The 22388-nt window shown below is 38.9% G+C and carries 20 protein-coding genes; 3 read left to right on the top strand and 17 right to left on the bottom strand.

The window, feature by feature from the left end; genetic code table 11:
* Positions 1-31: 31 nt before the first annotated feature.
* The 7 genes from BN986_RS03115 to BN986_RS03085 all read right to left on the bottom strand — a co-directional run bounded on the left by BN986_RS03115 (position 32) and on the right by BN986_RS03085 (position 8976).
* Positions 32-1576, bottom strand: coding sequence for an ROK family protein (locus BN986_RS03115; protein WP_040978171.1), 1545 nt, complete (start codon positions 1574-1576; stop codon positions 32-34).
* A complete protein-coding gene (locus BN986_RS03110; RefSeq protein WP_040978170.1) occupies positions 1573-2664 on the bottom strand; it encodes a DUF917 domain-containing protein in 1092 nt (363 codons plus the stop codon). The genes BN986_RS03115 and BN986_RS03110 overlap by 4 nt, the downstream gene beginning before the upstream one ends.
* A gap of 5 nt (positions 2665-2669) precedes the next feature.
* Positions 2670-3950, bottom strand: a complete 1281-nt coding sequence (locus tag BN986_RS03105) for a cytosine permease (protein WP_052400604.1) — start codon at positions 3948-3950, stop codon at positions 2670-2672.
* Entirely contained in the window at positions 3947-4528 is a 582-nt protein-coding gene (locus tag BN986_RS03100; protein WP_040978168.1) for a TetR/AcrR family transcriptional regulator, read from the bottom strand. The genes BN986_RS03105 and BN986_RS03100 overlap by 4 nt, the downstream gene beginning before the upstream one ends.
* Positions 4529-4856: 328 nt before the next feature.
* A complete protein-coding gene (gene ltrA / locus BN986_RS03095) occupies positions 4857-6131 on the bottom strand; it encodes a group II intron reverse transcriptase/maturase (protein ID WP_040978082.1) in 1275 nt (424 codons plus the stop codon).
* A 612-nt stretch (positions 6132-6743) separates the two neighbouring features.
* Positions 6744-7694 (bottom strand): L-threonine 3-dehydrogenase, encoded by a 951-nt coding sequence (locus tag BN986_RS03090; protein WP_040978167.1) that lies wholly within the window; start codon positions 7692-7694, stop codon positions 6744-6746.
* Positions 7695-7785: 91 nt separating this feature from the next.
* Positions 7786-8976, bottom strand: a complete 1191-nt coding sequence (locus BN986_RS03085; RefSeq protein WP_040978166.1) for a glycine C-acetyltransferase — start codon at positions 8974-8976, stop codon at positions 7786-7788.
* Positions 8977-9242: 266 nt separating this feature from the next.
* On the opposite strand from BN986_RS03085, the gene BN986_RS26875 reads away from it, so the two are divergent.
* Positions 9243-9380 carry a hypothetical protein gene (locus BN986_RS26875; RefSeq protein WP_157037063.1) on the top strand — a complete coding sequence of 46 codons (138 nt, stop codon included), beginning with the start codon at positions 9243-9245 and terminating at the stop codon, positions 9378-9380.
* 323 nt (positions 9381-9703) lie between these two features.
* On the opposite strand, the gene BN986_RS03080 is transcribed toward BN986_RS26875, so the two are convergent.
* Complete coding sequence (locus tag BN986_RS03080) at positions 9704-10612, bottom strand: 3D domain-containing protein (protein WP_040978165.1); 909 nt, start codon at positions 10610-10612, stop codon at positions 9704-9706.
* A gap of 257 nt (positions 10613-10869) precedes the next feature.
* A complete protein-coding gene (locus tag BN986_RS03075) occupies positions 10870-11751 on the bottom strand; it encodes a DUF1002 domain-containing protein (protein WP_040978164.1) in 882 nt (293 codons plus the stop codon).
* A gap of 684 nt (positions 11752-12435) precedes the next feature.
* Here BN986_RS03075 and BN986_RS03070 point away from each other — a divergent pair.
* The gene (locus BN986_RS03070; RefSeq protein WP_040979148.1) at positions 12436-13644 is read left to right on the top strand and encodes an MFS transporter; all 1209 of its coding nucleotides are present in this window, start codon (positions 12436-12438) and stop codon (positions 13642-13644) included.
* Positions 13645-13881: 237 nt separating this feature from the next.
* Positions 13882-14127 carry a YuzB family protein gene (locus tag BN986_RS03065; protein WP_040978163.1) on the top strand — a complete coding sequence of 82 codons (246 nt, stop codon included), beginning with the start codon at positions 13882-13884 and terminating at the stop codon, positions 14125-14127.
* 53 nt (positions 14128-14180) lie between these two features.
* Here BN986_RS03065 and BN986_RS03060 read toward each other — a convergent pair whose 3' ends face one another.
* The 8 genes from BN986_RS03060 to BN986_RS03025 all read right to left on the bottom strand — a co-directional run bounded on the left by BN986_RS03060 (position 14181) and on the right by BN986_RS03025 (position 22368).
* Positions 14181-15350, bottom strand: coding sequence for an iron-containing alcohol dehydrogenase (locus tag BN986_RS03060; RefSeq protein WP_040978162.1), 1170 nt, complete (start codon positions 15348-15350; stop codon positions 14181-14183).
* Positions 15351-15361: 11 nt separating this feature from the next.
* Positions 15362-15739 carry a RidA family protein gene (locus BN986_RS03055; RefSeq protein ID WP_040978161.1) on the bottom strand — a complete coding sequence of 126 codons (378 nt, stop codon included), beginning with the start codon at positions 15737-15739 and terminating at the stop codon, positions 15362-15364.
* A 175-nt stretch (positions 15740-15914) separates the two neighbouring features.
* Positions 15915-16571, bottom strand: coding sequence for a lysozyme family protein (locus BN986_RS03050; RefSeq protein WP_040978160.1), 657 nt, complete (start codon positions 16569-16571; stop codon positions 15915-15917).
* A complete protein-coding gene (locus tag BN986_RS03045) occupies positions 16561-16992 on the bottom strand; it encodes a hypothetical protein (protein WP_052400603.1) in 432 nt (143 codons plus the stop codon). Before BN986_RS03045 ends, BN986_RS03050 begins: the two co-directional genes overlap by 11 nt.
* A gap of 16 nt (positions 16993-17008) precedes the next feature.
* The gene (locus tag BN986_RS03040) at positions 17009-18349 is read right to left on the bottom strand and encodes an MATE family efflux transporter (RefSeq protein ID WP_040978159.1); all 1341 of its coding nucleotides are present in this window, start codon (positions 18347-18349) and stop codon (positions 17009-17011) included.
* Between the two features lie 273 nt (positions 18350-18622).
* Complete coding sequence (locus BN986_RS03035) at positions 18623-20614, bottom strand: TRAP transporter permease (protein WP_040978158.1); 1992 nt, start codon at positions 20612-20614, stop codon at positions 18623-18625.
* Positions 20607-21149: a DUF1850 domain-containing protein gene (locus tag BN986_RS03030; protein ID WP_040978157.1), complete on the bottom strand. Its 543-nt coding sequence runs from the start codon at positions 21147-21149 to the stop codon at positions 20607-20609. The genes BN986_RS03035 and BN986_RS03030 overlap by 8 nt, the downstream gene beginning before the upstream one ends.
* Before the next feature lie 226 nt (positions 21150-21375).
* Positions 21376-22368, bottom strand: a complete 993-nt coding sequence (locus tag BN986_RS03025) for a TAXI family TRAP transporter solute-binding subunit (protein ID WP_040978156.1) — start codon at positions 22366-22368, stop codon at positions 21376-21378.
* Positions 22369-22388 lie beyond the last annotated feature (20 nt).

Raw genomic sequence — 22388 nt, 5'->3', positions numbered from 1 at the left:
ATTAACTATTCTTCTGCATCCTTCTCCTGCATTACATTTTTAACGGTCCTGCTGCCTTGACTTTAACCAGCAATGCCTGGCCGGGTAAATAAGCTAATGGAAAATCTTCCAGTTGTATAATTTGAATCCGATCCGGATCGGCATCAGCTGCCACGGCATTTTTAACCGCTTCTTCTTTTGCTTTTTCTATGATGACTTCGTAGCTTTCGTTTTCTAATAAATAAATTCTCTCTACGGTACCACTAATGTCACCAAGAGCTGCTCCAATAGCGTTCGCCACACCTGCATGTGCTGGTCGAATGACATTACTTGCCCCTTTTAGTTCTCCTGGAATAAGTGCTGCTCCTCCACCAACTAAAATCACCGTTGCATCTTCACTGCTCGTTTTCATACGGTCAATTGCCTCTTCCACAACATGTCTCATGGTTTCATAAATTTCAGCAACAGGAAGATTCTTAACGGAAGTAATATCCGCCTCATCAAAATAAAGTTGACCTTTGGCAATGGCAATATCCGTTGCGGTCAATGTTTCTCCTCCAAACACTTTCGCTTCTTCCATTAAACGATAACCTACACTATCCGGGCCAACTTTCCATCCTTTATCGTTTTGATGAATTCTTGTTCCTCCACCAAATCCAACGGAATAAATATCCGGCATCCGATAATTGGTACGTACACCGCCTACTTCAACTGCTAAGGAAGTTTGACGTGGAAAACTCTGAGCCAGAACACCAATATCTGTTGTCGTACCTCCAATATCGACAACAATTGCATTCGGTTCATTGGTTAAATGTGCTGCCCCCCGAATAGAATTGGTAGGACCGCAAGCAATCGTATAAATAGGATATCTCTGCGCATATTCGTTTGTCATCAATGTTCCGTCATTTTGCCCAAGAAAAATTTTCGCCTGTATCCCTTCTTGTTCCAGGGCTTGCTGGAAGCCTTCTGATACACGACGGATAGTACGCATTAATGCAGCGTTTAAAATGGTAGCATTTTCCCGTTCTACTAAACCAACTGAACCAATTTCACTTGAAATCGAAACCGGAACTTCAGGCATTGCTTTACTTAAATAATCAGCAACATACTTTTCTTGTTCATTTTGAACCGGAGAGAAGACACTTGTAATCGCAATCGAATCCACTTCCCCTTTTAGTTTCTCTACTGCATTTTGCAATTCACCGTCTTCTAAAGGAGCAATAGGATCGCCATTGTATTCATACCCGCCATGAATCAGGAGCGTAATCGGGTCTAACTGATTCACTAAATCCTCTGGCCAATCCAGTAATGGTGTAACGGCTGAGCCCGATGGAAGACAAATCCGTATAATACCGACACGGTTTAATCCTTTTCTTTCAACAATGGCATTGGTACAGTGTGTCGTCCCAAGTGTTGCAACGTCAATTGCTTTAGCATCTAATTGGGATTCTTCCATTAGTTTATTTAATGTTTGTTTAATACCAGAAAATATATCTTTGGTGGTAGTCGATTTGGTGCTTGCTAAAATCTCATTATTTGCATCAAGAATGGCACCATCTGTATTCGTTCCACCTACGTCGATTCCTAATCTAATCATTGGTCGGCCTCCTTTACCAGCTTTTCCAGCGGGATATAATCATAGTCATAATGGAAATATTCAGGACCAGCTGTTTCAATTCCAATTTCTGTTCTCCATTTTTTGTGGGCTGGAAAAGCAACAACAACAACACGAGCTCCATATTTTAAGCCTTCCGTCGTAATTGGCATTCCTGTCTCTTCATCAAGGACTGCGATTAAGTCCGGTGTGATGGCTACAGGCTGCTCATTCACTTCTGCCAGCAAGTGTTCGTTTTGGAAAAATAATTGACAGGTACTTTCTTTATCTTCATCGGAACCTTCGAATATTGCTTTTCCACGAGTAAATCCGCCTTGAATCTTCCGCTCAATTTGTATTGCTTTTCCTTTAAATAGTTTATATCCACTCAATTTTCCCAGCATTTGTACAATGGGATGGACTTTTGCGGTTCGTTCATTAGTCAGTAAGGAACCAATTTGCTGTGCTAAGGTTAAGGTAGCCGGGATAACACTTTCTTTCGCTTGCTTGCCGCTAATTCCATAATCACAAACAATGGAAGATCCTCCCATCACAATTGTAATTTGTCTGGATAGTTTTTCACTCCACATCCCGTCTACCGGCTTAATCGAAACTACATTTGATTTTTCGTCTCCTAATGTTACTAGTTCCGGTTTTAATCCGTCTAGGTGAAAAGTGACCATCTGTGCTTCCGGAAAAGCTCTTCCCATTGCATCGCCGTCTAAAATAGGAATACCTTTCATTGCTGCAACAGCAACGGGAATCAACGAATTAACTCCGCCAATTTCAATCGGCATCACTACATCAACTTTCTTACCGACCGCTTCTTCATATGCTTCTAACGGAGCTTTTAGCTGATCGAAAGAAGGTATTTTTTCAACTAACACACTTGGCGAGCCCATTCCAGAAACAGGTAGAATAAAATGATTTTCTTCCAGTTCTTCTATACTTATCACTTTTACCGGACCATATTTTTTTATGGCTGATAAGGCTAATAATTTTCCGATATAAGGATCTCCGCCACCGCCTGTCCCTAACACAGCAGCTCCTATTGCGATATGTTGAATATCTTCTTCATTTAACCATTTCATGCCGTTTATCTTCCTTTCTGTTCGTTAACTTTGATGATTAAAATAAATATTAATTGTGCAATAAAGGCAATAATAAAACTATCTAATGCTGGTATCGTTGTAAATTCGAATAACTCCAGTCCAACTGGTCCAGGTGAAGTCAACCAATTTACAACCGCTCCTAAAAACCATGCAAGCAAGGGAAGCAGTTTGAAATTCTTATCCTGCCCTACAGCTACAGTAAAATATTTTTGCTTTCCAAAATAATAGGATGCTGTATAAACTCCTGCGATCGGCGTGATAAACATCGACATAATGGTTAAGAAATCAATAAAATTATCATAGATGCCAAGCACTGCCAGTAAAGACCCTAAACCTCCTGCAATTAATGTTAAAAGCCCTTTATTCACTTTAGTGAAAATAACTGCAAAACTTAATCCTGATGAATACGCATTACTTGTATTGGTTGTCCATTGCGCCAAGATTAATACAAGAATTCCTGGGACTCCTAACCCTACCATAATCATAATGGTGGTCAGACTGCTTTCATTCATAATTCTTGAAAGAATCATTGCAACAATAATCATAAAGCTATTTCCAACAAAGAAACCAGTAAAAGAAGCTAAAATCGCATCTTTCTTCGTCTTTGCCCACCGTGATATATCTGGTGAGATAACTGCTCCAGTAATAAATACACTAATTGCTAAGGAAATCGCCATTCCCATTGTAAAAACATTATCAACTGGCGCACTCAATGCCTCTGTCCCATACTGATTAATGGCTAACCCAATGGTTAAAAAGATGAGAATTAATAGCAATGGCACTGCCCATGCACTCAGCTTTTCAATGGCTTTATACCCGTAAATAGCTGTCGAGGTCATTAAAATTCCTCCGAATGCAGCCAGCAGCGGCAAAGGAACATCCACATGGAATGAATGTTGAAATATTGCTGATGCATTCTCAGCGAAAAATCCAGTTTGTACGCCAAACCAGCCTAATAAAGCAACTGCCATAAAAAAAGAAACAAATTTTGCACCGGATATCCCAAAGGTAAATCTTGAAATCATCGAAGTAGAAAACCCCGTTGCTGTCCCTACATAAGCACAAAATGCTGCTAAGAATCCAAGGATACCAGAACCAATTAAAACAGAAATCAGCGCATCTCCAAATGCCATTCCACTCCCTAATTCGACCCCGAAAATAACAGCGGATAAATCAATTCCTACTGCAATCCATACTAACGAAATCGTAAACCAATGTTTTCTCTCTTGTTGTGGTACGGGCTCTCTCGCGAAATCATTGTTCATTTTAGTTCCTCCCTCAATAAACATGCCATCATGCTTATTGCATATTCCATTTGCTTGTCCAATTCTTCTTTTTCATAAAGGTTTATCTCCCAGAAAAGCCCATCCATTATAATTAGAAATTGCTTCGTTAATCGCATTGCTTTCTCTTTAGAAATGTCAGGATATTCTGTTTGCATTTTCCCTATTAATGTTTGTTCCATCCATGTATCAAAACGCTGCATATGATCATGCAAGAATGGCTTGATCCCTACAGGAGGGGAATTAACCAGTGAAATATAAGCGTTTGTTTCATTCTGTCTCTCTCTATGATAAGCAATCGTCTTTTGAATAATCGTTTGATAAATAGTCAAAATCGATTGATTAGACACTTGATCCACAATATTGCGAATATAATTAAAATGCGATTCCAGTATCCATTTAAAAGCTGCTAAGAAAAGTTCTTCTTTATTTTTATAAAAAAAATAAATAGATGCAGGTTTAATATTTACTTCATCTGCTATTTTTTTCATGGTTGCTCCATGATAATTGTGTATCGAATATTGATTGATAGCAGCTTTTAAAATCTTTTCTTTAGTCAAAAAATTCACCACCTAATGATTGTTAGGTTAGATTATAATTGATTAAATATACATTTTCAAGTATATTTTTTATTAAGCACATATTGTTTCTTATAGAAATCATTACAAAACTTACTATTAAAGCAATTGTTATATTATGGAATATGTATAATTATACTAATAGCATCAACTCCATTTCATAGGTTTTCTCTCTTCTTTAGGCAGGGTCCTTACAGTCAGTTACACTGTGGTAATTTGTAGTCCTAAAATCGAGTAGAGGGAAAAGCTAAATAACTTTTCGCCCCTCTCACACCACCAGTACATACGGTTCCGTATACGGCGGTTCAATTTATATTTCAGTGTGTACTTTTAGATAACGGTCTAAGGCAAAGGGGATACCTCTTTGCTTTAGTCTTTTATTAGACAATGCTCTCTGAACAACTTTCGACAACCCAGTAAATCGGAAACCTTTCCTACAATAGGTTAGCCCCTTGGCTTCTTCCTTTGGTATACCAAGTTGTATGAGAGATTTAATTCTCTTTTTGTTGTTCTTCCATTGTTTCCAGATAATTACTCTTATTCTGGAGCGCAACTTCGCATCTATAGACTCTAAAACGCTCTTCATATTAGCTACCCTAAAATAGTTGACCCAACCATACATGACCTGTTTTAACTTGATGATTCTGTCGTTTAAGGAAATACTCCAATTTCGCTTGGTTAATCGGCGCAGTTTCCTTTGGAATTTTTGAACCGACGTTTTACTGGGTCTCGGTTGAAATTTCCTCTTATTTGAGTCATAGTAAAAACCAAAGCCTAGAAATGTTGTTTTCGTAGGGCGTGAGATTTTACTTTTCTCCATATTTACCTTTAGCCCCAGTTTCTTTTCGATAAATGTTGTAATGGAAGTAAGAACTCTATTTGCCGCCTTTTCACTTTTGACAAAGATAAGGCTATCGTCTGCGTATCTTACGAAACGCAGACCTCTTGCCTCCAGTTCCTTATCAAACTCATTCAACATAATGTTACTTAGAAGTGGACTAAGGTTGCCTCCCTGTGGGGTTCCTATAGTTGTATCTTCATATTTCCCATCGACCATCACACCACTTACGAGGTATTTTCGTATCAGAGAAATGACATCACCATCTTTGATTGTGTGCGAGATTATTCGCATTAACTTATCATGATGGACAGTATCGAAAAATCGTTCCAGGTCAATATCCACCAACCACTGGTATCCGTCATTGATATATTCCAATACTTGCGTGATTGCCATTTCGCAACTTCTTCTTGGTCTGAAGCCATAACTGTAGTCACTGAATTGTTTTTCAAATATCGGGCTGAGCACTTGGCTAATTGCCTGTTGGACAACTCTGTCAACCACTGTTGGAATACCCAATTTGCGCATCTTTCCATTTTCTTTCGGAATTTCTACGCGCAGTGCTGGCATTGGTTTGTATTTTCTTTTCTGGATTTGCGTTCGCAATTCCTCTTTGTGTTTCCTTAGGTATGCTTTCAGTTCATTTACTGTTACGCCGTCTACCCCACCTGCACCTTTGTTTCGGTACACTCGAAGATAGGCTTCGTTCATATTTTGATCGCTTAAAATCTTTTCTAAAATTTCCACACTCGTTTCTTCCTTTCCTTTCACGTGACGGAGAACACTTCTATTTTTGACTATCCTCTGAGATACGCTCATACTTTCATCATTAACACATTCAGAAGTTTATTCTTCGTGCATTCATGGCGTAGAAACACTATAAATTGTTCAGCCCTTCATGATTTTCATCACTACTACGGCATCGGCTGACTTCTCACGATAAACCTTTTTCGACCAGCTTTCTTTTTAGGGGTCTCCTCAGCTGTCCGTGAGACCTCCCAGGGTAAGACAACTATCTTTCCTCTTTTACTCGCCTAATTTACTCTGCAGGGTTACGCACATCTTTTGGATTTTGACTTGTTATGGAGCCTTATCCGCCTACAGAGCCTTCGTATCAGATTTCTGTTCGTCGAGCCAAGATTTTGATACACGCTTCCTTCAGCCTTTACCTCACGATAAATGCTTTGCGCTTCTCTAGTGGTTGGTTGATGTGTACCTCCACAGTGGATTTCCACCACCTAGATAGTCGCCATGCCTGGCGCACATATAAAAAACACTTCTCCAAATATGAAAAAGTGTTTTTAATCTCCTAATATAGTATGAATGATTTCATTTAAATTATTTTAAGCTTTTATTCCCTTACGCACTATTCCTTTTTATTTTTTCACGAACTTTATCCAGCATATCTGCTGTCATATCATCAATATCGTAAGCTGCTTCAAAACCCCATTCTTCTTTCGCAGCACTCGCATTGATAGCATCTGGCCAACTCTCTGCAATTCCTTGTCTAACAGGATCTACTTGATAATCGATTTTAAAGTCAGGAATATGTTTCTGAATCGCTTCAGCAAAATGCTCCGGTGCAGCAGACATTGCTGTAATATTAAATGCATTACGGTGCTTTAATCGGTCAGGATTTGCCTCCATCAACTGAACAATCGCATGTAAAGCATCAGGCATATACATCATATCCATACGTGTACCTTCTGCAATATAGGAAGTATATGTCTTTTTTCGTATTGCCTCATAATATACTTCCACGGCATAATCTGTAGTACCCCCACCTGGAGCAGTCACATGAGAAATTAAACCAGGAAAACGAACGCCCCTCGTATCCACTCCAAATCTAGAATAATAGTAATCACATAGAAGCTCTCCAGCTACTTTATTCACTCCATACATCGTTGTGGGGCGCTGCAATGTATCCTGTGGTGTATTATCTTTTGGCGTACTTGGTCCAAATGCACCAATGGAGCTAGGTGTAAAGAATTTTAAATTTAATTCCTTGGCTGCTTCTAAAGCATTTACCAACCCACCCATATTAATTTCCCAAGCTACTTTTGGAAAAGCCTCTGCCTTTGCAGATAAAAGTGCTGCTAAGTGAATAATGGTATCTACATTATACTTTTTAGCAATCTCGTAAATTTCCTTTTCTTTAGTTACATCAATCTCTTCAAATATTCCTGCTGGCTGCTCAGGTCTTCGGATATCAGAAGCAATGATATTATCTTCACCGTATGTACTACGAAGATTCTCCGTTAATTCTGACCCGATCTGTCCTAATGCACCGGTCACTAAAATTTTTTTCATCTCGGAAAACTCCTCTTAGAGGTGGTTCAAAAAGCCCGGCAAAAATAATACTTTGTATTTCTATCAGCCTTTTTGAACATACACTCTTTTTTTAAATTAGATTCATTTCTTTACCAATTTTTTCATAGATACGAATAGCACGATCTAGCATTTCTTTTGTATGCGCAGCTGTTGGCATATTCCGCACACGTCCAGTACCTCTTGGAACAGTTGGGAATACAATTGCTTTGGCATACACACCTTCTTCATAAAGTCTCTTACTAAATGTCTGTGCTTGCTTTTCATCTCCAATAATACAAGGTGTAATCGGTGTTTCGCTTTCTCCAATATCAAAGCCCAGCTCTTTCAAGCCCTTTTTCAAGTAATTTCCGTTCTCCCAAAGCTTCTCATTCAGCTCTGTACTTTCCATCAACATTTCGATCGCTTTTGTGCTTGCCACCGCATCCGCTGGTGAAACTGCTGTGGAAAATAAGAATGGACGGGAACGAACTTTAAGCCAATCAATCAGGGATTGTTTTCCTGCAACATATCCACCGATGACACCAATTGCTTTTGATAGCGTACCCATTTGAAAATCTACTTTATCCTGCAAGCCAAAATGCTTTACTGTTCCTGCACCGTCACCAGTTACCCCCGAACCGTGAGCATCATCTACATAGGTTATTAGATCAAAATCCTCGGCAATTTCCACAATCTCAGGAAGCTTTGCAATGTCTCCATCCATGGAGAAGACGCCATCTGTAATGACCATAATTTTATTATATTCACCTGATTCTACTGCATCCCTTGCTTTTGCACGTAAATCTTCCATATCAGAATGCTCAAATCGGATAATTTTCGCTTTTGATAAGCGACAGCCGTCAATAATGGAAGCATGATTTAAAGAATCTGATAAAATAGCATCATTTTTATCCATTACCGCCGAAATAGCTGCCATGTTACAATTAAATCCAGATTGATAAGCGATGGCTGCTTCCGTTCCTTTAAATGCAGCAATTCTCTTTTCCAACTCTACATGCAAATCAAGCGTTCCATTAATCGTACGGACAGCTCCAGCTCCGACACCATGAGATTCAATCGCTTGTTTCGCTACACTTTTTAACTCTGCATGTGTTGCCAGGCCCAAATAATTATTGGAAGAAAGATTGATTAATGTGTTTCCTTTAATCTTAATTTCCGGACCATTTGCACCTTCCACTGTATCAATTTCGTTATACAGACCGTTTTCCTTTAAATCAGCAATATTAGATTCTAAAAATTGATCTAAATTCCGGCTTGTCATGCCTATCGCCCTCCCTAATGTAATCTTAAAATGTAATCCCTTACAAGTATAACATATAAATAACCTAACTCTGCCATTCACAGAATTAGCGAATATATATGAAAATTAATGTTTTTCCTGCTAGCCAAGATGCTTATATTGTCCTATACTTAGAGAGTTGAATATTATTTAAAAAAATGTTCAAAAAGTCTATGATAACTTGGTAGTTCGATAAAATGAACTTTTTGAACACACTTTAAACATATGATGGAGGGTTGAAAAGAAACATGCGAAAAGTTCTACTTACTTTGTTCATTTTTGTCATTGCTGCAGTAGGAGCTTTAGGCTATTCAAGTGCTCATAACGATAGTAATGAAGAAATTGAACAAAGCCCGGCTTCCACTTCTACCGAATTTCAGAATTAAAGAGGATATTCCAAAGATTTGATAAAGAAAATACTGCCGGTTTTCCCGGAGTGTAAAAATATATCTGCAAATGTGTATTCGTCTTTAAAAAAATGTAAAGAAAAAATCAGATGATCGTTGATGATAGATTGAACGCATAGATGTAAAAACCTCTTTGCGTCATCACTACAATATACGGACAGCTAAATACCATAACTTCACGGGGTCTCATACTTATTTGCTAAAAAAGTATGATGCCTTTTTTATTATACTCGTTTTCTCTTTAAAAAAGACAAAAAAATAGCTTAAGAGTTTCATAAACTCCTAAGCTATTTTTTAAAATTTTATTCAACAATTGTTACGTTAACTTGTTGTCTTCCAAAGCTTACTGCTTCTTCTTGAGATGGTACATGAAGGTCGATTTTATTTCCGTTGATTGCACCGCCAGTATCAGCAGCAGTTGCATAGCCATAACCTTCTACATAAACTTCGCTTCCAAGTGGAATTACGCTTGGATCTACTGCAATTACTTTAGCATTAGGATCTTGATTTAGATCTACACCAGTTGCAGTAACTCCAGAGCATCCATTACAGTCTGCTGTGTATGCAGTTGCTTCTACAGAAATTGTTTCACCTTGTGGAGAACCATTGTCTGAAGATTGTTCTTCTGATTCAGAAGCAGATGCTTCTGAATTTGAAGTTTGCTCTACAGTTGCTTCTTCTTGTGCAGGTTCACTTTCTTCTTCAGCAGGAACACTTTCTTCAGCTGGCTCTTCTGCCGGTTCTTCTGTAGTTTCTTCTTCTGCTGGTTCCTCAGCAGGTTCTTCCGCAGCTTCTTCTGTTGCTGGTTCCTCAGCTACAGCTTCTTCAGCTGCTCCATTTATTGATAACTCATTACCGATAACGATAATATCAGATGAAAGGCTATTCCATTCTTTAATATCGCTAACAGATACATTAAATTCTTTCGCAATTGCTGAAAGGGTGTCCCCTTTTTCTACTGTGTATACTGTTTCTTCTCCATCTTCGCCAGCGGATTCACTTACCTTAATAACATCTTTCGGGTGAATTACCTCTGTTTTAAGATTATTTATATCAAGTAATTTTTGTACGCTTGTATCATATTGATCCGCAATCTTCCATAAGCTTTCTCCTGATTCGACCTTGTGTTCATTTGCGTCAGCGGAAACTGTTGTTGCAGCTGCGCTGGTAATAAGAAATCCAGCGGATAACGCTGCTACGAGTTTTCTCATCTGATAACCTCCTTATGTTTTTTCACAATGACTATCCTATCACAGGATTCAAGAGAATACAGTTACAGAAGGGTTAAGTGTCAATGACAATAATTACATATCAATCGGTTACTATTACATTTGTAACACTTTTGTTATAGAAGGACAAGAATACCTAAGTTATATGACAAACCCACGTCATCAAGCGACCCTTGTAATATAAAAAAAGAGCTCTCTATCATTAGAGAACCCCTCGTCAAATGCTTGCCAGTATGCGATTAGCTACTAAAAAAGTTTGCAATGGAACGGAAGATATCACTAAAGAAATTCGCTACTCTCTCCCAAAATCCCCTGTCTAAACCTAAATCTTCTGCTCTTTCGACAAGGTCGTTTGTAATATCCTCTAATTGCTCTCTCATGGATCCAAAATCAATGTTTAAATCCCTCATTCGATTTACTAAATCAATCAGCATTTGCCGATCAGCATCATTTAGCTGAATTTCCAGATTATCTAGCTGCTCATTAACAATTTGCTCCACTTCTTCTCTGGTAACTGGATTCTGTTCCGCTATCATCTTTTTAATTTCTGTTAAAAGCGTACTTACATCTTCGTCACTGATATCTTCGTTATCCGCTAAATCTGTTGCTACTTCTAATTCATCATTTGCTAGTTCCATCCGTTCTGGGTCTAATTCTATTCCTTCTACATCATAGGCTTTATAAATTCCTGTCAATGCAGAATGACCAGATACTCTAACAGGAGAAACAACATCTACGGTTGCATTTTCCGCCCCTGCTGTTAATAGAGCATTCATATACATTTCTCTTGTTACTTCCGTGATATTATCAGGCGTTAAAATATTTACATCCAGCCCGGATCCACTTGATTCCAGCGTAATTCCTACAGAAGAATACATATTTGCATCTGGATTTCCGTCTATAAAATCAGCATAGTCTTGCCCTGTAACATCATGTTCTTCATATGTGTCGTCATCTGAAATATCCAGAGCCTCTCTAACTTCTTCACGTTGACTGTCACTAAGCTTCTCTCCATAAATAATCGTTGTATTTGAGGCAGCTGAAACCGGCAATAAGATACTAAAAAATAAAATGCAGCTTAAGGCAACGTATTTCAGCACGAATATTGATTTTTTATTCATTTTGTTTACTCCTTTTCTTCGTAAGAGCTTTCTACTCTTACTTTTGATATTTGTGGTGAGCAACTATCGTTACCTATTATAACCCGTAGAAAAAATGATTACATTTTTTTAAACAATTAATTTAACTTGTTAAATAAAGAAGTAAACTATTTTATAGGTCTACTACAACCGTTTTTTCACATTTTACCAGTATTCATTCCCTATATAATTTAGAGTAAAACACATATTATTATTTGATTTATTGCAATGTAACTGAATGGGGCGGCGGGGCGGCGCTTACTCGTCCCATCGTAAAAAGTTGTGCCTCAAAAAACCCCCACTGAAGGAAGTTTCGCTTTACGATAAATTTTATATCTTGAGCAAATAACTTTTCATTTAGTTCGTGTTTGTGTATATTTGGAGTAGCGAAATAAAAATAATAATTTTATATCCCTCCGCTTAACAATAGCGGAAATTTTATAGATGGTAATAGCGTGAAGAATTTATGAACTTTAAACGGACGGCTGCAGGTTGTTTTAGAGAAGGTATGGGTCATGGACACTTATGCCTTTTTCATATGTACTAAAGAACGCTTATACCATTCTAAATAAATGTACACGAATCTGCAGTTCTATAGCAAAAAGCTAGAAAGAAGGTTTGAACGTTATTAATACACACTTAGGAGTAAAACGGAACTTGGTGATTATGTGGCTGGCTAATTTCTTTATTAGCGGAAGCATGACAATGGTTGTACCTTTTATTTCCTTGTACATTCAGTCAATGGGGAACTTTTCAGAGGCCTATGTACAAACATGGTCAGGATTAACCTTTGCTGTTACTTTCATCAGTGCATTTATTTTTGCACCAATTTGGGGAAGAGTCGGCGATCGTTTTGGAAGAAAACGGCTGATGGTGATGTCAGCATTAGGAATTGGCATTTCCGTATTTTTAATGGGCTTCGCTACGACCGTATGGCAATTATTTATTTTACGTTTTTTAATGGGAATTGTAACTGGATTTATTCCAATGTCTCAAGCTTTTATTGCAACCCAAACACCGAAAGAAGTAGCAGGAAAAGTGCTCGGCACATTACAGACCGGGACGATTACCGGCTCTTTGATGGGACCATTATTAGGCGGAGCGCTGGCAGATGCATTTGGTTATTCCAGTACCTTTAAATGGGTAGCGGTAACTATCTTTATATCCGGATTGCTTGTCATATTCGGGGTTAAAGAAATGCAGGTTACCTTTTCAAAAGAGGAAGATACAAAGAACTACTCAAGAAAGGAAGTACTGCATTATATTCTGCATAAACCGATTTTATTGATTGTTCTATTGATGTCTGCTCTTGTACAAATTGCACACTTTAGTGTCCAGCCAATTTTATCACTATTCGTCGAAGAAATTCATGGACCAGTTAATCTGGCATTCTTTGCAGGGATTGCTTTTTCAGCAACAGGAGTAGGTAATCTCATGATGACCAGACGCTGGGGTATGATTGGAGATAAGCACGGCTATACTAAAATATTAATTATTATGCTGTTTGTTTCCGGTTTGGTCTATTTACCAGGTATGTTTATTACAAATATTTGGCAATTAGTTATAATGCGATTCTTACTTGGTTTATTCCTTGGCGGGGTTATCCCAATCCGCGTCGCCTATATCCGTCAAGAAGCACCTCTATCTACACAAGGTGAAGTGCTTGGCTATGATACAAGTTTACGCTTTTTCGGTAATATTGTCGGCCCGATGCTTGGTGGTACAATTGCAGCTACCTGGGGATTCTCCTCTGTCTTTTTAACAACAGGTCTGCTGCTTATCCTTTGCGGTTTTATCATGTTGATCGCTTGGTATCGATATGAACATGAACCAGATACCAAACGTTCCCATTCACATACTTCCTTGTCCAGATAAAAATATTGATTTGTTTCTATAATTATGCTAAAAATAACAAAGCAAGGTTAATTATTACAATATGAGTTCAAAAAGTAGTCAAATTAGAAGCAAGAAGGTCAAGGCGACGTTGGGGTTCCGAACGGAGCGTATGCTTTCAAATACGTGAGTATCGGAAAACCAACGTCAACGCAGAGATTCGCCGCTTATCATTTGAGGACTTTTTGAACATCCTCTTAAAGGAAGTAAGTGATAGCAATGGGTATCGTTGTCGTAGAAATATGTGACGGAAATGCCATCACTACGATAGATATTGAATCCATCTTAGAGAAAGAATTCCCTGAGGTTGCGGTTCTTACAAATGAATGTTTATCATTTTGCGGTTTATGTGCTGTTCGTCCATATGCCTTAGTCAATAATAAACGCGTTTTTGGAAAGACACCGGAAGAATGTCTTGATAAAATACGCTTGCAAATAAAAGAAGAGCTTGCAGTTTATGAGTAACTGCAAGCTCTTCTTTTATTTGTACGTTAGGATCGACATGATTTCCCGGGAAATCACAAACTTTCTTGAAAAATCTCCAAAGAATCTTTCTTCGTTAAAGCGCGATAGTTACCGAACGTTGGGTTCGCTATCACGGTTTTCTCAGCCATTTCCTCCAGCGTGGACGCGTCTATATCATAATCTGCCAAACGGGACGGAGCTCCAAGCTCATTCCAAAATTCACGCAGACGGTCAATTCCTTCCAAGGCAACTACCTTGTCTGATTTCCCTCTTGTATCTACATCAAATACCCGGACAGCAAGCTGTTTAAAGCGATGCACATTGCTCTCATCCAGCACATGCCTCATCCAATTAGGGAATAGGATGGCTAAACCGCCGCCATGTGGGATATCATGAACAGCCGATACGGCATGCTCTAAATTATGTGTTGCCCAATCGCCGCGATAGCCTAAATTCAACATATTATTTAAAGCAAGTGTTCCGCCAAGCATTACTGTAGACCGGTAGGCATAATTTTCAGGGTCTGCTAAAAGCTTCGGTCCTACATCGATTAATGTTAGTAAAATACCCTCGCACCATCTATCTTGAATGGGTGTATTGTCTTCATGGTGAAAATAATGCTCTAGCACATGTGACATCATATCTACTAGTCCATAAATTGTTTGATCACGCGGTACAGAGAACGTATGCACAGGATCTAAAATAGAAAATTTGGGATAGGTGTAAGGAGAACCCCACCCGTGCTTTTCATTGGTTTCCCAATTCGTAATAACGGAACCTGAATTCATCTCAGAGCCTGTCGCTGCTAAGGTAAGAATCGTTCCAAACGGCAGTGCACCAGCCGGTTTTTCCTTTTTCGTCACAACATCCCACATATCTGCATCCGTTACAGCACCAACAGCGATTGCTTTTGTACAGTCAATCGTGCTGCCTCCGCCAATAGCCAAGATAAAATCAATTTTCTGCTCCCGGCAAATACGGACACCTTCCCGTACTGTAGAAATACGTGGGTTAGGCTCTACTCCAGAAAGCTCAAAAACCTTCGCATTGATTTTTTTCAATTCTTCCAATACACGGTCATAGATACCATTCCGTTTAATACTTCCCCCGCCGTATACGATCAGAATACGGCTTCCATAAGGCTGAATTTCACCTGATAGCTTTTCTATTTGTCCTTGTCCAAAGATGAGCTTCGTTGGATTGTGATAGATAAAATTCTCCATATGATCCCTCCTTATGCTTTACGGTATGCGACAATATCCATTTCTACAAGAACATCTTTCGGAAGACGGCTTACTTCCACACAGGCACGTGCCGGATATGGCTCGGACAACGCGGCTCCATAAATTTCATTCACTGTCGCAAAATCCTCCATGGAATTTAAGAAAATAGTAAATTTTACTGCGTTCGAAAAATTCAAACCTGCTTCATCTAAAATAGCCTGCAAATTTGCTAATACTTGTTTCGTCTGTGCTTCAATTCCTTCTACGACTTCCCCTGTTGCCGGGTCAATCGGAATTTGTCCGGAAATATAAAGAAAATCCCCTGCTTCAATGGCTTGAGAATACGGTCCAATTGCTGCTGGCGCATTATTTGTCTGAATAGCTTTCATAAAAATCATCCTCCACCTTATTTTTTTATTAAATCATGTTGTCATAATCATCAGTTAATTACTTAAAAACCAGAGTTGGTGCAAAAACCCATCTCTTTCATAAAAAAGATATGACAACATTTCTTTTATGTAGAAATCACTCTTAATAAAGAGATATTCACATACTGTTATCATATCAGTTTTCCAGTTCCATTTCTATTGCTTCCTTATAAGACATGACAGAAGAAACATAATAAATATCTCCATAGCATGCATCTAATTCTTCTGCCTCTTCTCTCCGGCAGGCATAAATGGAATCCTCGCTTCCCGCTTCTTCATACATATATTGCGAATAGGCAATGGCAGCGTCTTCTGAATAACTTTCTTCCGATTCCTGTACATAGTCAATAAAGCCGGGACCAAAATTATAAGCTTGTACAGCTAATGCTGTATCGCCTTCTGCCTGTTCATAAGCCTGAGCAAAGAAGGATACTCCTTGCTCAATCGAATGCTCTGGATCATCAATACAGCCCCTTTCACCGCATAAGCTTTCAGAAGATTGCATCGGATCTGTACCGCTTCCGCCAGATTCCTGCATCATCATAGCAAGAATGGTATTCGTCTGATCCTCAATCCCATGTTCCTCCGCGTATTTTTCAACAATCGGTTTATACTCCCAAATTTGCTGATTTAAAGCCGGAACGGGGTCTGTCTCCTCCCATTCCGGACCAGATGGATCCGCAACGTAATTGACTAATAAAGAAAGGAAAAATAAGCCAAAGAAAAATACAAGCCCAATAACCACCACATATTTTAACAGATCTGTCAGCTGACGCTTTTTCCTACGATTCATATCTTTTCTCCTTTAACCATTTACCTATCCTCAGCATCCCCCATACAGAAATACCATATACCATATGTCCGGTCAGCCAGATAATCCATGCCCCTGTACTGTCTATTTCCGGTGTCCGATCAGACAGCATCGTTGTCGGGAAAATAAGCAGGCCAATTACAGCATTACAAAATATATACGGCCTCAGCTTCTGCTCCAGATTTTTCTTTTTTAATACAAGATAGAGTATCCAGACAATAGCCACTGAAACAACCAAATGGAAAGAAAACTCTAGCCAATTGGGCAAATCCAATCCGCCAAGTACAGGAAAATAATCTACATTCATCAGCAGGGTGTAAACAGGAATCGCTGTCCATTGCTGGAAAATATATAAAAAGCCGCCAAGTACAAAACCAGATACAATACCGACGATCCAAATCATCTATTATCCTCCCCATTTAAGCATCTGCAAATAGCTTCTTCTCTCTCCATTTTCCAAAGCGATAATATAAAATAGCAACCACACTGCTCAGGATAAAGCTTGCCCCTACACCGACAGCAATGCCAATTTCACCAAACAGACGGGAACACAATGCAGCCAGTGGATAACGCAGAATCCAGAAAGAAATAATATTTAGTATAAGGATCGGATACATTGCCCCGGCTGCACGGACAACACCGTTTAAGATAAAATTAATCCCTAAAAATGGATAGCATAATGCAACAATCTGCAGATATACCGTTCCAAATTGAACCGAAGCCTCGTCCTGGATAAATAATCTTACACCATATTCAGCAAAAATGGCGACAATAATACCGATTAAAAGCATAATAATAAAATTATAAATCACACCATACTTCGCCACATTTCTTACTCTTTCCCAATTTTGCGCCCCGATATTCTGCCCGGCCATACTGGAAATCGCAATACTTAAAGCATGTGCAGGCAGCATCAATAAACTGTCCAGACGCTGTGCTGCACTATACCCTGAAACAACCGCTTCTCCTTGTGTAGCTACAACACCAATAATCGCTGCTGCTCCAGCAGAAATAACTGCCATTTGCAGACTAGAAGGGATGCCTATATGCAGAATTAATTTGATTTCTTTCCATTTTGGCAGATTCGGCTTTGTAAATGGAGCTAAATTTTTCTTCAGTATATAAAAGAAACCAATTAAAAAGGAAAAACCTTGTGAAACTACTGTAGCATATCCTGCACCGGTAATACCCCATCCAAACACATCAATAAATAATGGATCTAACACTGCATTTAATATGACTGCAGCAGTCACAAAATAAAGTGGTGTTTTACTATCTCCTATCGAACGCAGAACTGTACTTATAAAGTTGTAACCGAATAATAAGAGAATTCCCATAAAATTAATCCGCAAATAAGTTGCTGCATCAGCTAACATAGCCTCAGGAGTTCCCAGTAAACCTAGCAGCACCTCTGCAAAGATATATCCTGATATACCGAGTAACAGTGCAATAGATGTCATCAGGACAACAAACGCATTCAAATAACGCTTTAGTCCCTCTTCATTCTGTTTTCCTTGCTGCTGTGACAAAATAGTTAAAGCAGCATTATTTAAACCAATAATTAACGAGAGCACCACAAATATAATGCTCCCGGAAATGGCAACCGCACCTAAAGCATTCGCACCAAGCAAATTCCCGACCCACAGACTGTCTACAAATTGATAAGATGTTTGTAGCAGGTTTGCTAAGAGAATTGGTCCTGAAAAATAAAAAAGACTTTTCCCGATACTTCCTTTTGTAAAATCATATTTCTTAGCCATTTATTTGCACTCCTGATTTTCCAACCTTTTACTTTGCCTCTATTATAAAGGGAAAACATTAGAAAAACTTGTATTTGCTCTTACACTTTTAATGTTAATGAAAAAACAAGAAAACCACTTGGTCTTTAAAACACTAGTGTTCTTGGCGAAGAGATGTCCGCTACGGGAAAGCGCAAATGTCTTTGATGGGACGAGTAATCGCAGTCCCAGTGGGAAAACTCCTCAGAAAAAAGAAGCCCTTATTAATAAGAACTTCCCTCTAAAATGACGGTACTAACTAGCAGTTTTCCTCCGCTGTATTGATTTATCTCTTGATATAAATTGAATCACAAGCTGAATAGCAAATAATACAAAACCAATGGTGTCTGAATACCCTTCTGGATAAATTAAAAGTAATCCGGTTACAATTGCTAAAATCCGTTCAAACCATTTAATCCTTCGATACCAGTATCCAATCATTCCGGCGCCAATTGCAATCATACCAAGAATCGCCGTAAACAATGCAAATATTATCTCCAAGACAGTGGAATCAATCATTAAAAGTGTTGGATTCAACACAAACATATATGGAATAATAAATGCAGCGATAGCTAGTCTTGCCGCATTTGCTCCTGTACGTATCGGCTCTCCTCCAGATATCCCGCTGGCTGCAAAGGCGGCAAGAGCAACTGGCGGTGTAATATCTGCCACAATTCCAAAGTAGAATACAAACATATGTGCAGCCAAAATTGGAATCGCTACATCTAAATTATCATTTAATGCGACAATAGCCGGTAATGCAATTGTAGACGTAATAATATAGTTCGCCGTTGTTGGCGATCCCATCCCCAAGATAATGGATGTAATCATAGTAAATATCAATGTCAGCATCAGTTGAATCTCTGGTGAAGTGGCAATCGTACCAGCAATGGAAACTAAGCTATTCCCAAGCTTTAGCCCAAGCCCTGTTTTTGTAACGACCCCGACAATAATTCCGGCACATGCCGTTGCTGCTGCAACACCTAAAGCAGTTCTCGCCCCTTGTTCCAAGGCAACGATAAATTTAGCTGGTGTAATCCTCGTATCTTTTCGGAACAGGCTTACAATAACCGTAGCTAAAATACCATAAATAGCTGCTCTTTCTACACTCATTCCAATAAATAAGAAATAAACAATGGCTAAGATGGGCATTAAAAGATGAATCTTTTTTAAAACCGTTATTTTACTCGGTATCTCTTCGTCCGGTAAACCAGTTAAACCAGTTCGCTTTGCTTCAAAGTGCGTCATAATCCAAATTCCTGCAAAGTATAAAATCGCTGGAATAATAGCTGCTTTTGCGATATTCCAATAGCTTTCTCCTGCGAATTCAATCATTAAAAAGGCGGCTGCCCCCATAATCGGCGGCATAATTTGTCCACCGGTAGATGCTGCTGCTTCCACCGCACCTGCAAAGTTTTTTCGATACCCGAGCTTTTTCATCATTGGAATCGTATAAGAGCCCGTCGTTACGGTATTCGCAACAGAGCTTCCAGATATGGTTCCATTTAAAGCACTGGAGAAAATGGCTACCTTTGCAGGTCCTCCTACCCTCTTTCCAGCTATCGATATGGCCAAATCATTAAAATAATTCCCTACTCCTGTCTGTACTAAAAAAGCTCCAAATAAAAGGAATAAGAATATATATGTAGACGATACCTGCAATGGCGTACCCAAAATTCCTTCTGTCGTAAAGAACATCGACTGAATCAACTGTTCCAATGACAAACCCCGGTGTGCAAACATCCCTGGTATGTTCGGCCCAAGAAGCGCATAACCAAGAAAGATGAGTGCAATAATGGTAATCGGCAAACCTACTGCACGTCTGGCTGCTTCTAATACGAGCAAAATCGCTAGTCCACCTACAAACATTTGTACTACGGAAATCCCGCCAAATTGCTGTACTAAGGTATCATAAAACACCGGCCAATACCCACAAACCAGAATAGATAACAACATTAATACATAATCATACCAAGGAATTTTATCCTTTTTCATTCCACGGACAGCCGGAAATAATAGAAAAATAAGTGACAATGCAAACCCTAAATGAATGGTCCGTTGAATATAAGCAGTAAGTTGACCAAAAACGCCTGTATATAATTGAAATACAGAAAATGCGATTAAACCGAGAAAGATAACATGAGCCATCTTGCCCTTTAAATTTCTTGTCTTCGATTCTGCATCATATTTCTCCAACAATTCCTGCTGCTCTTTTTCTGAAAGTTGATCATTATTTTTGTCACTCACTGATCTTCTCTCCTTTCCAATAATCAAGCAATGTTATCTTATCTATCTTCACTTTATACCAATCCCCAGGTACAAAATAATCGTTAAAAGGGACTTCACAACATTCCTTGACTTGTTTTTTATCCGTCCAGGTTAAACGATGATTAGAAACAACTTCACCATTACGAATATTTAACGATTCAAATTGATTCTTCATATTTCTTATATGATATTTCCCATCCTCATAAACAAATTCCTCACCCTCACCCGCATTATTTGGCATACCTATCCCAAATTCTTCATAAATAATTTCATATTGCTCAATCATTAAATCATCTGTCACTCTATATTTTTCCACGACATCTGTTAAATGGATCGAGTGGGTAAATGTAATTGAAAAATGTTCATTTTCAGTTAAAGGTAAAAAAGCCGTCAATTCTCCGGATTCACCGTCATTAAAAACTAACGCTGTTTGAATCGGATAATTCACGCCAAACCCAACTCCTCCCCCAATCAGGAGGACTACCAGAAGAAGCTTTACCCGCTTTCTTCGCATTTTTACATCACCTAATTATACAAACTGTACTTCGTTAGAATAACTTGCATTTAATCATTCTTTACAAATATAAGGTTGTGCCGACTTCGACATACTTATAACGACGTAATAACAACCTTAGTCGAAGTTTCTTTAAAACCATCACTTTCTAATACATTAACTATCGTGTAAAAAAGCCGGCAGCCTATCCCTGCACGTTCTGGGTGGAGCCGGCTTATTCCATTTATTATTCAACACCTTCTTCATCAAAGTACTTCTGCGCACCCGGGTGTACGTCAATGTCAATTCCGTCTAACGCCGTATCTATTGTGATGAAGGATGCTTTATCATGCGCCATTCCTTCTGCATTTTCATAGATTGCTTTGGTCATTTCATAGACAAGGTCCTCCGATAAGGAATCGCTAACTGCTAATGCTGCTAATACAGCAACCGTTTCCACATCTTCGCTTAGATTGTAAGTACCCTCTTCAATCGTATCTGCAGCATAGTAAGGATATGCCTCGACCAGCTCATCAATTTTATCTTGAGCAATCGGTACAATAGCAATATCCACAGAAGCAGCCAAACCTTCTACAGCACCTGTAGGCGTTCCTGATGTAATAAACGCAGCATCAATATTGCCATCTTGAATTCCACCAGTAGATTCACCAAAGTCTAAATTTTGGGCATCAATATCATCGATTGTCATGTCATGGACTTCTAGAATTTGTTCTGCATTGATGAATGTTCCTGACCCAGGAGCACCAACGGAAACGGTTTTTCCTGCCAAGTCTTCGATAGATTCAATTCCAGACTCCTCTGTCGTTACGATTTGAATGGTCTCAGGGTATAATGACCCCATTGCTAACACATGCTCTACCGGTTCGTCAAAAGCATTGATTCCTTCTACAGCATGTGCTACTACATCTGTTTGTACAAAGGCAAGATCTAAATCACCATTTTCAATCGACATCACGTTTTCTGCTGAAGCATTAGAAGAAATTGCGTCTGCTGATACATCTGTATTATTCGAAATAATATCTGCCATCTCGCCCCCAAGTGGATAGTAAGTTCCACTCGTTCCGCCAGTAGCAAGCTGAATCATCTCTGGATCCGTGCTGGGATCTCCAACATCTCCTCCCTCACCATTTTCACCACCGTTATCATCGCCTCCACAGGCTGCCAATAATAAAAATAGTGCAAAAATTAGTGCTAGTGGGCTTAACCATCTTTTTTTCATCTAAAAGTCCCCCTTTTACA

The organism is Oceanobacillus jeddahensis (assembly GCF_000750635.1).
GTDB classification, from domain to species: Bacteria; Bacillota; Bacilli; order Bacillales; family Amphibacillaceae; genus Oceanobacillus; species Oceanobacillus jeddahense.
The sequence above is the reverse complement of the archived record's forward strand: the minus strand, read 5'-3'. Positions and strand labels throughout refer to the sequence as shown.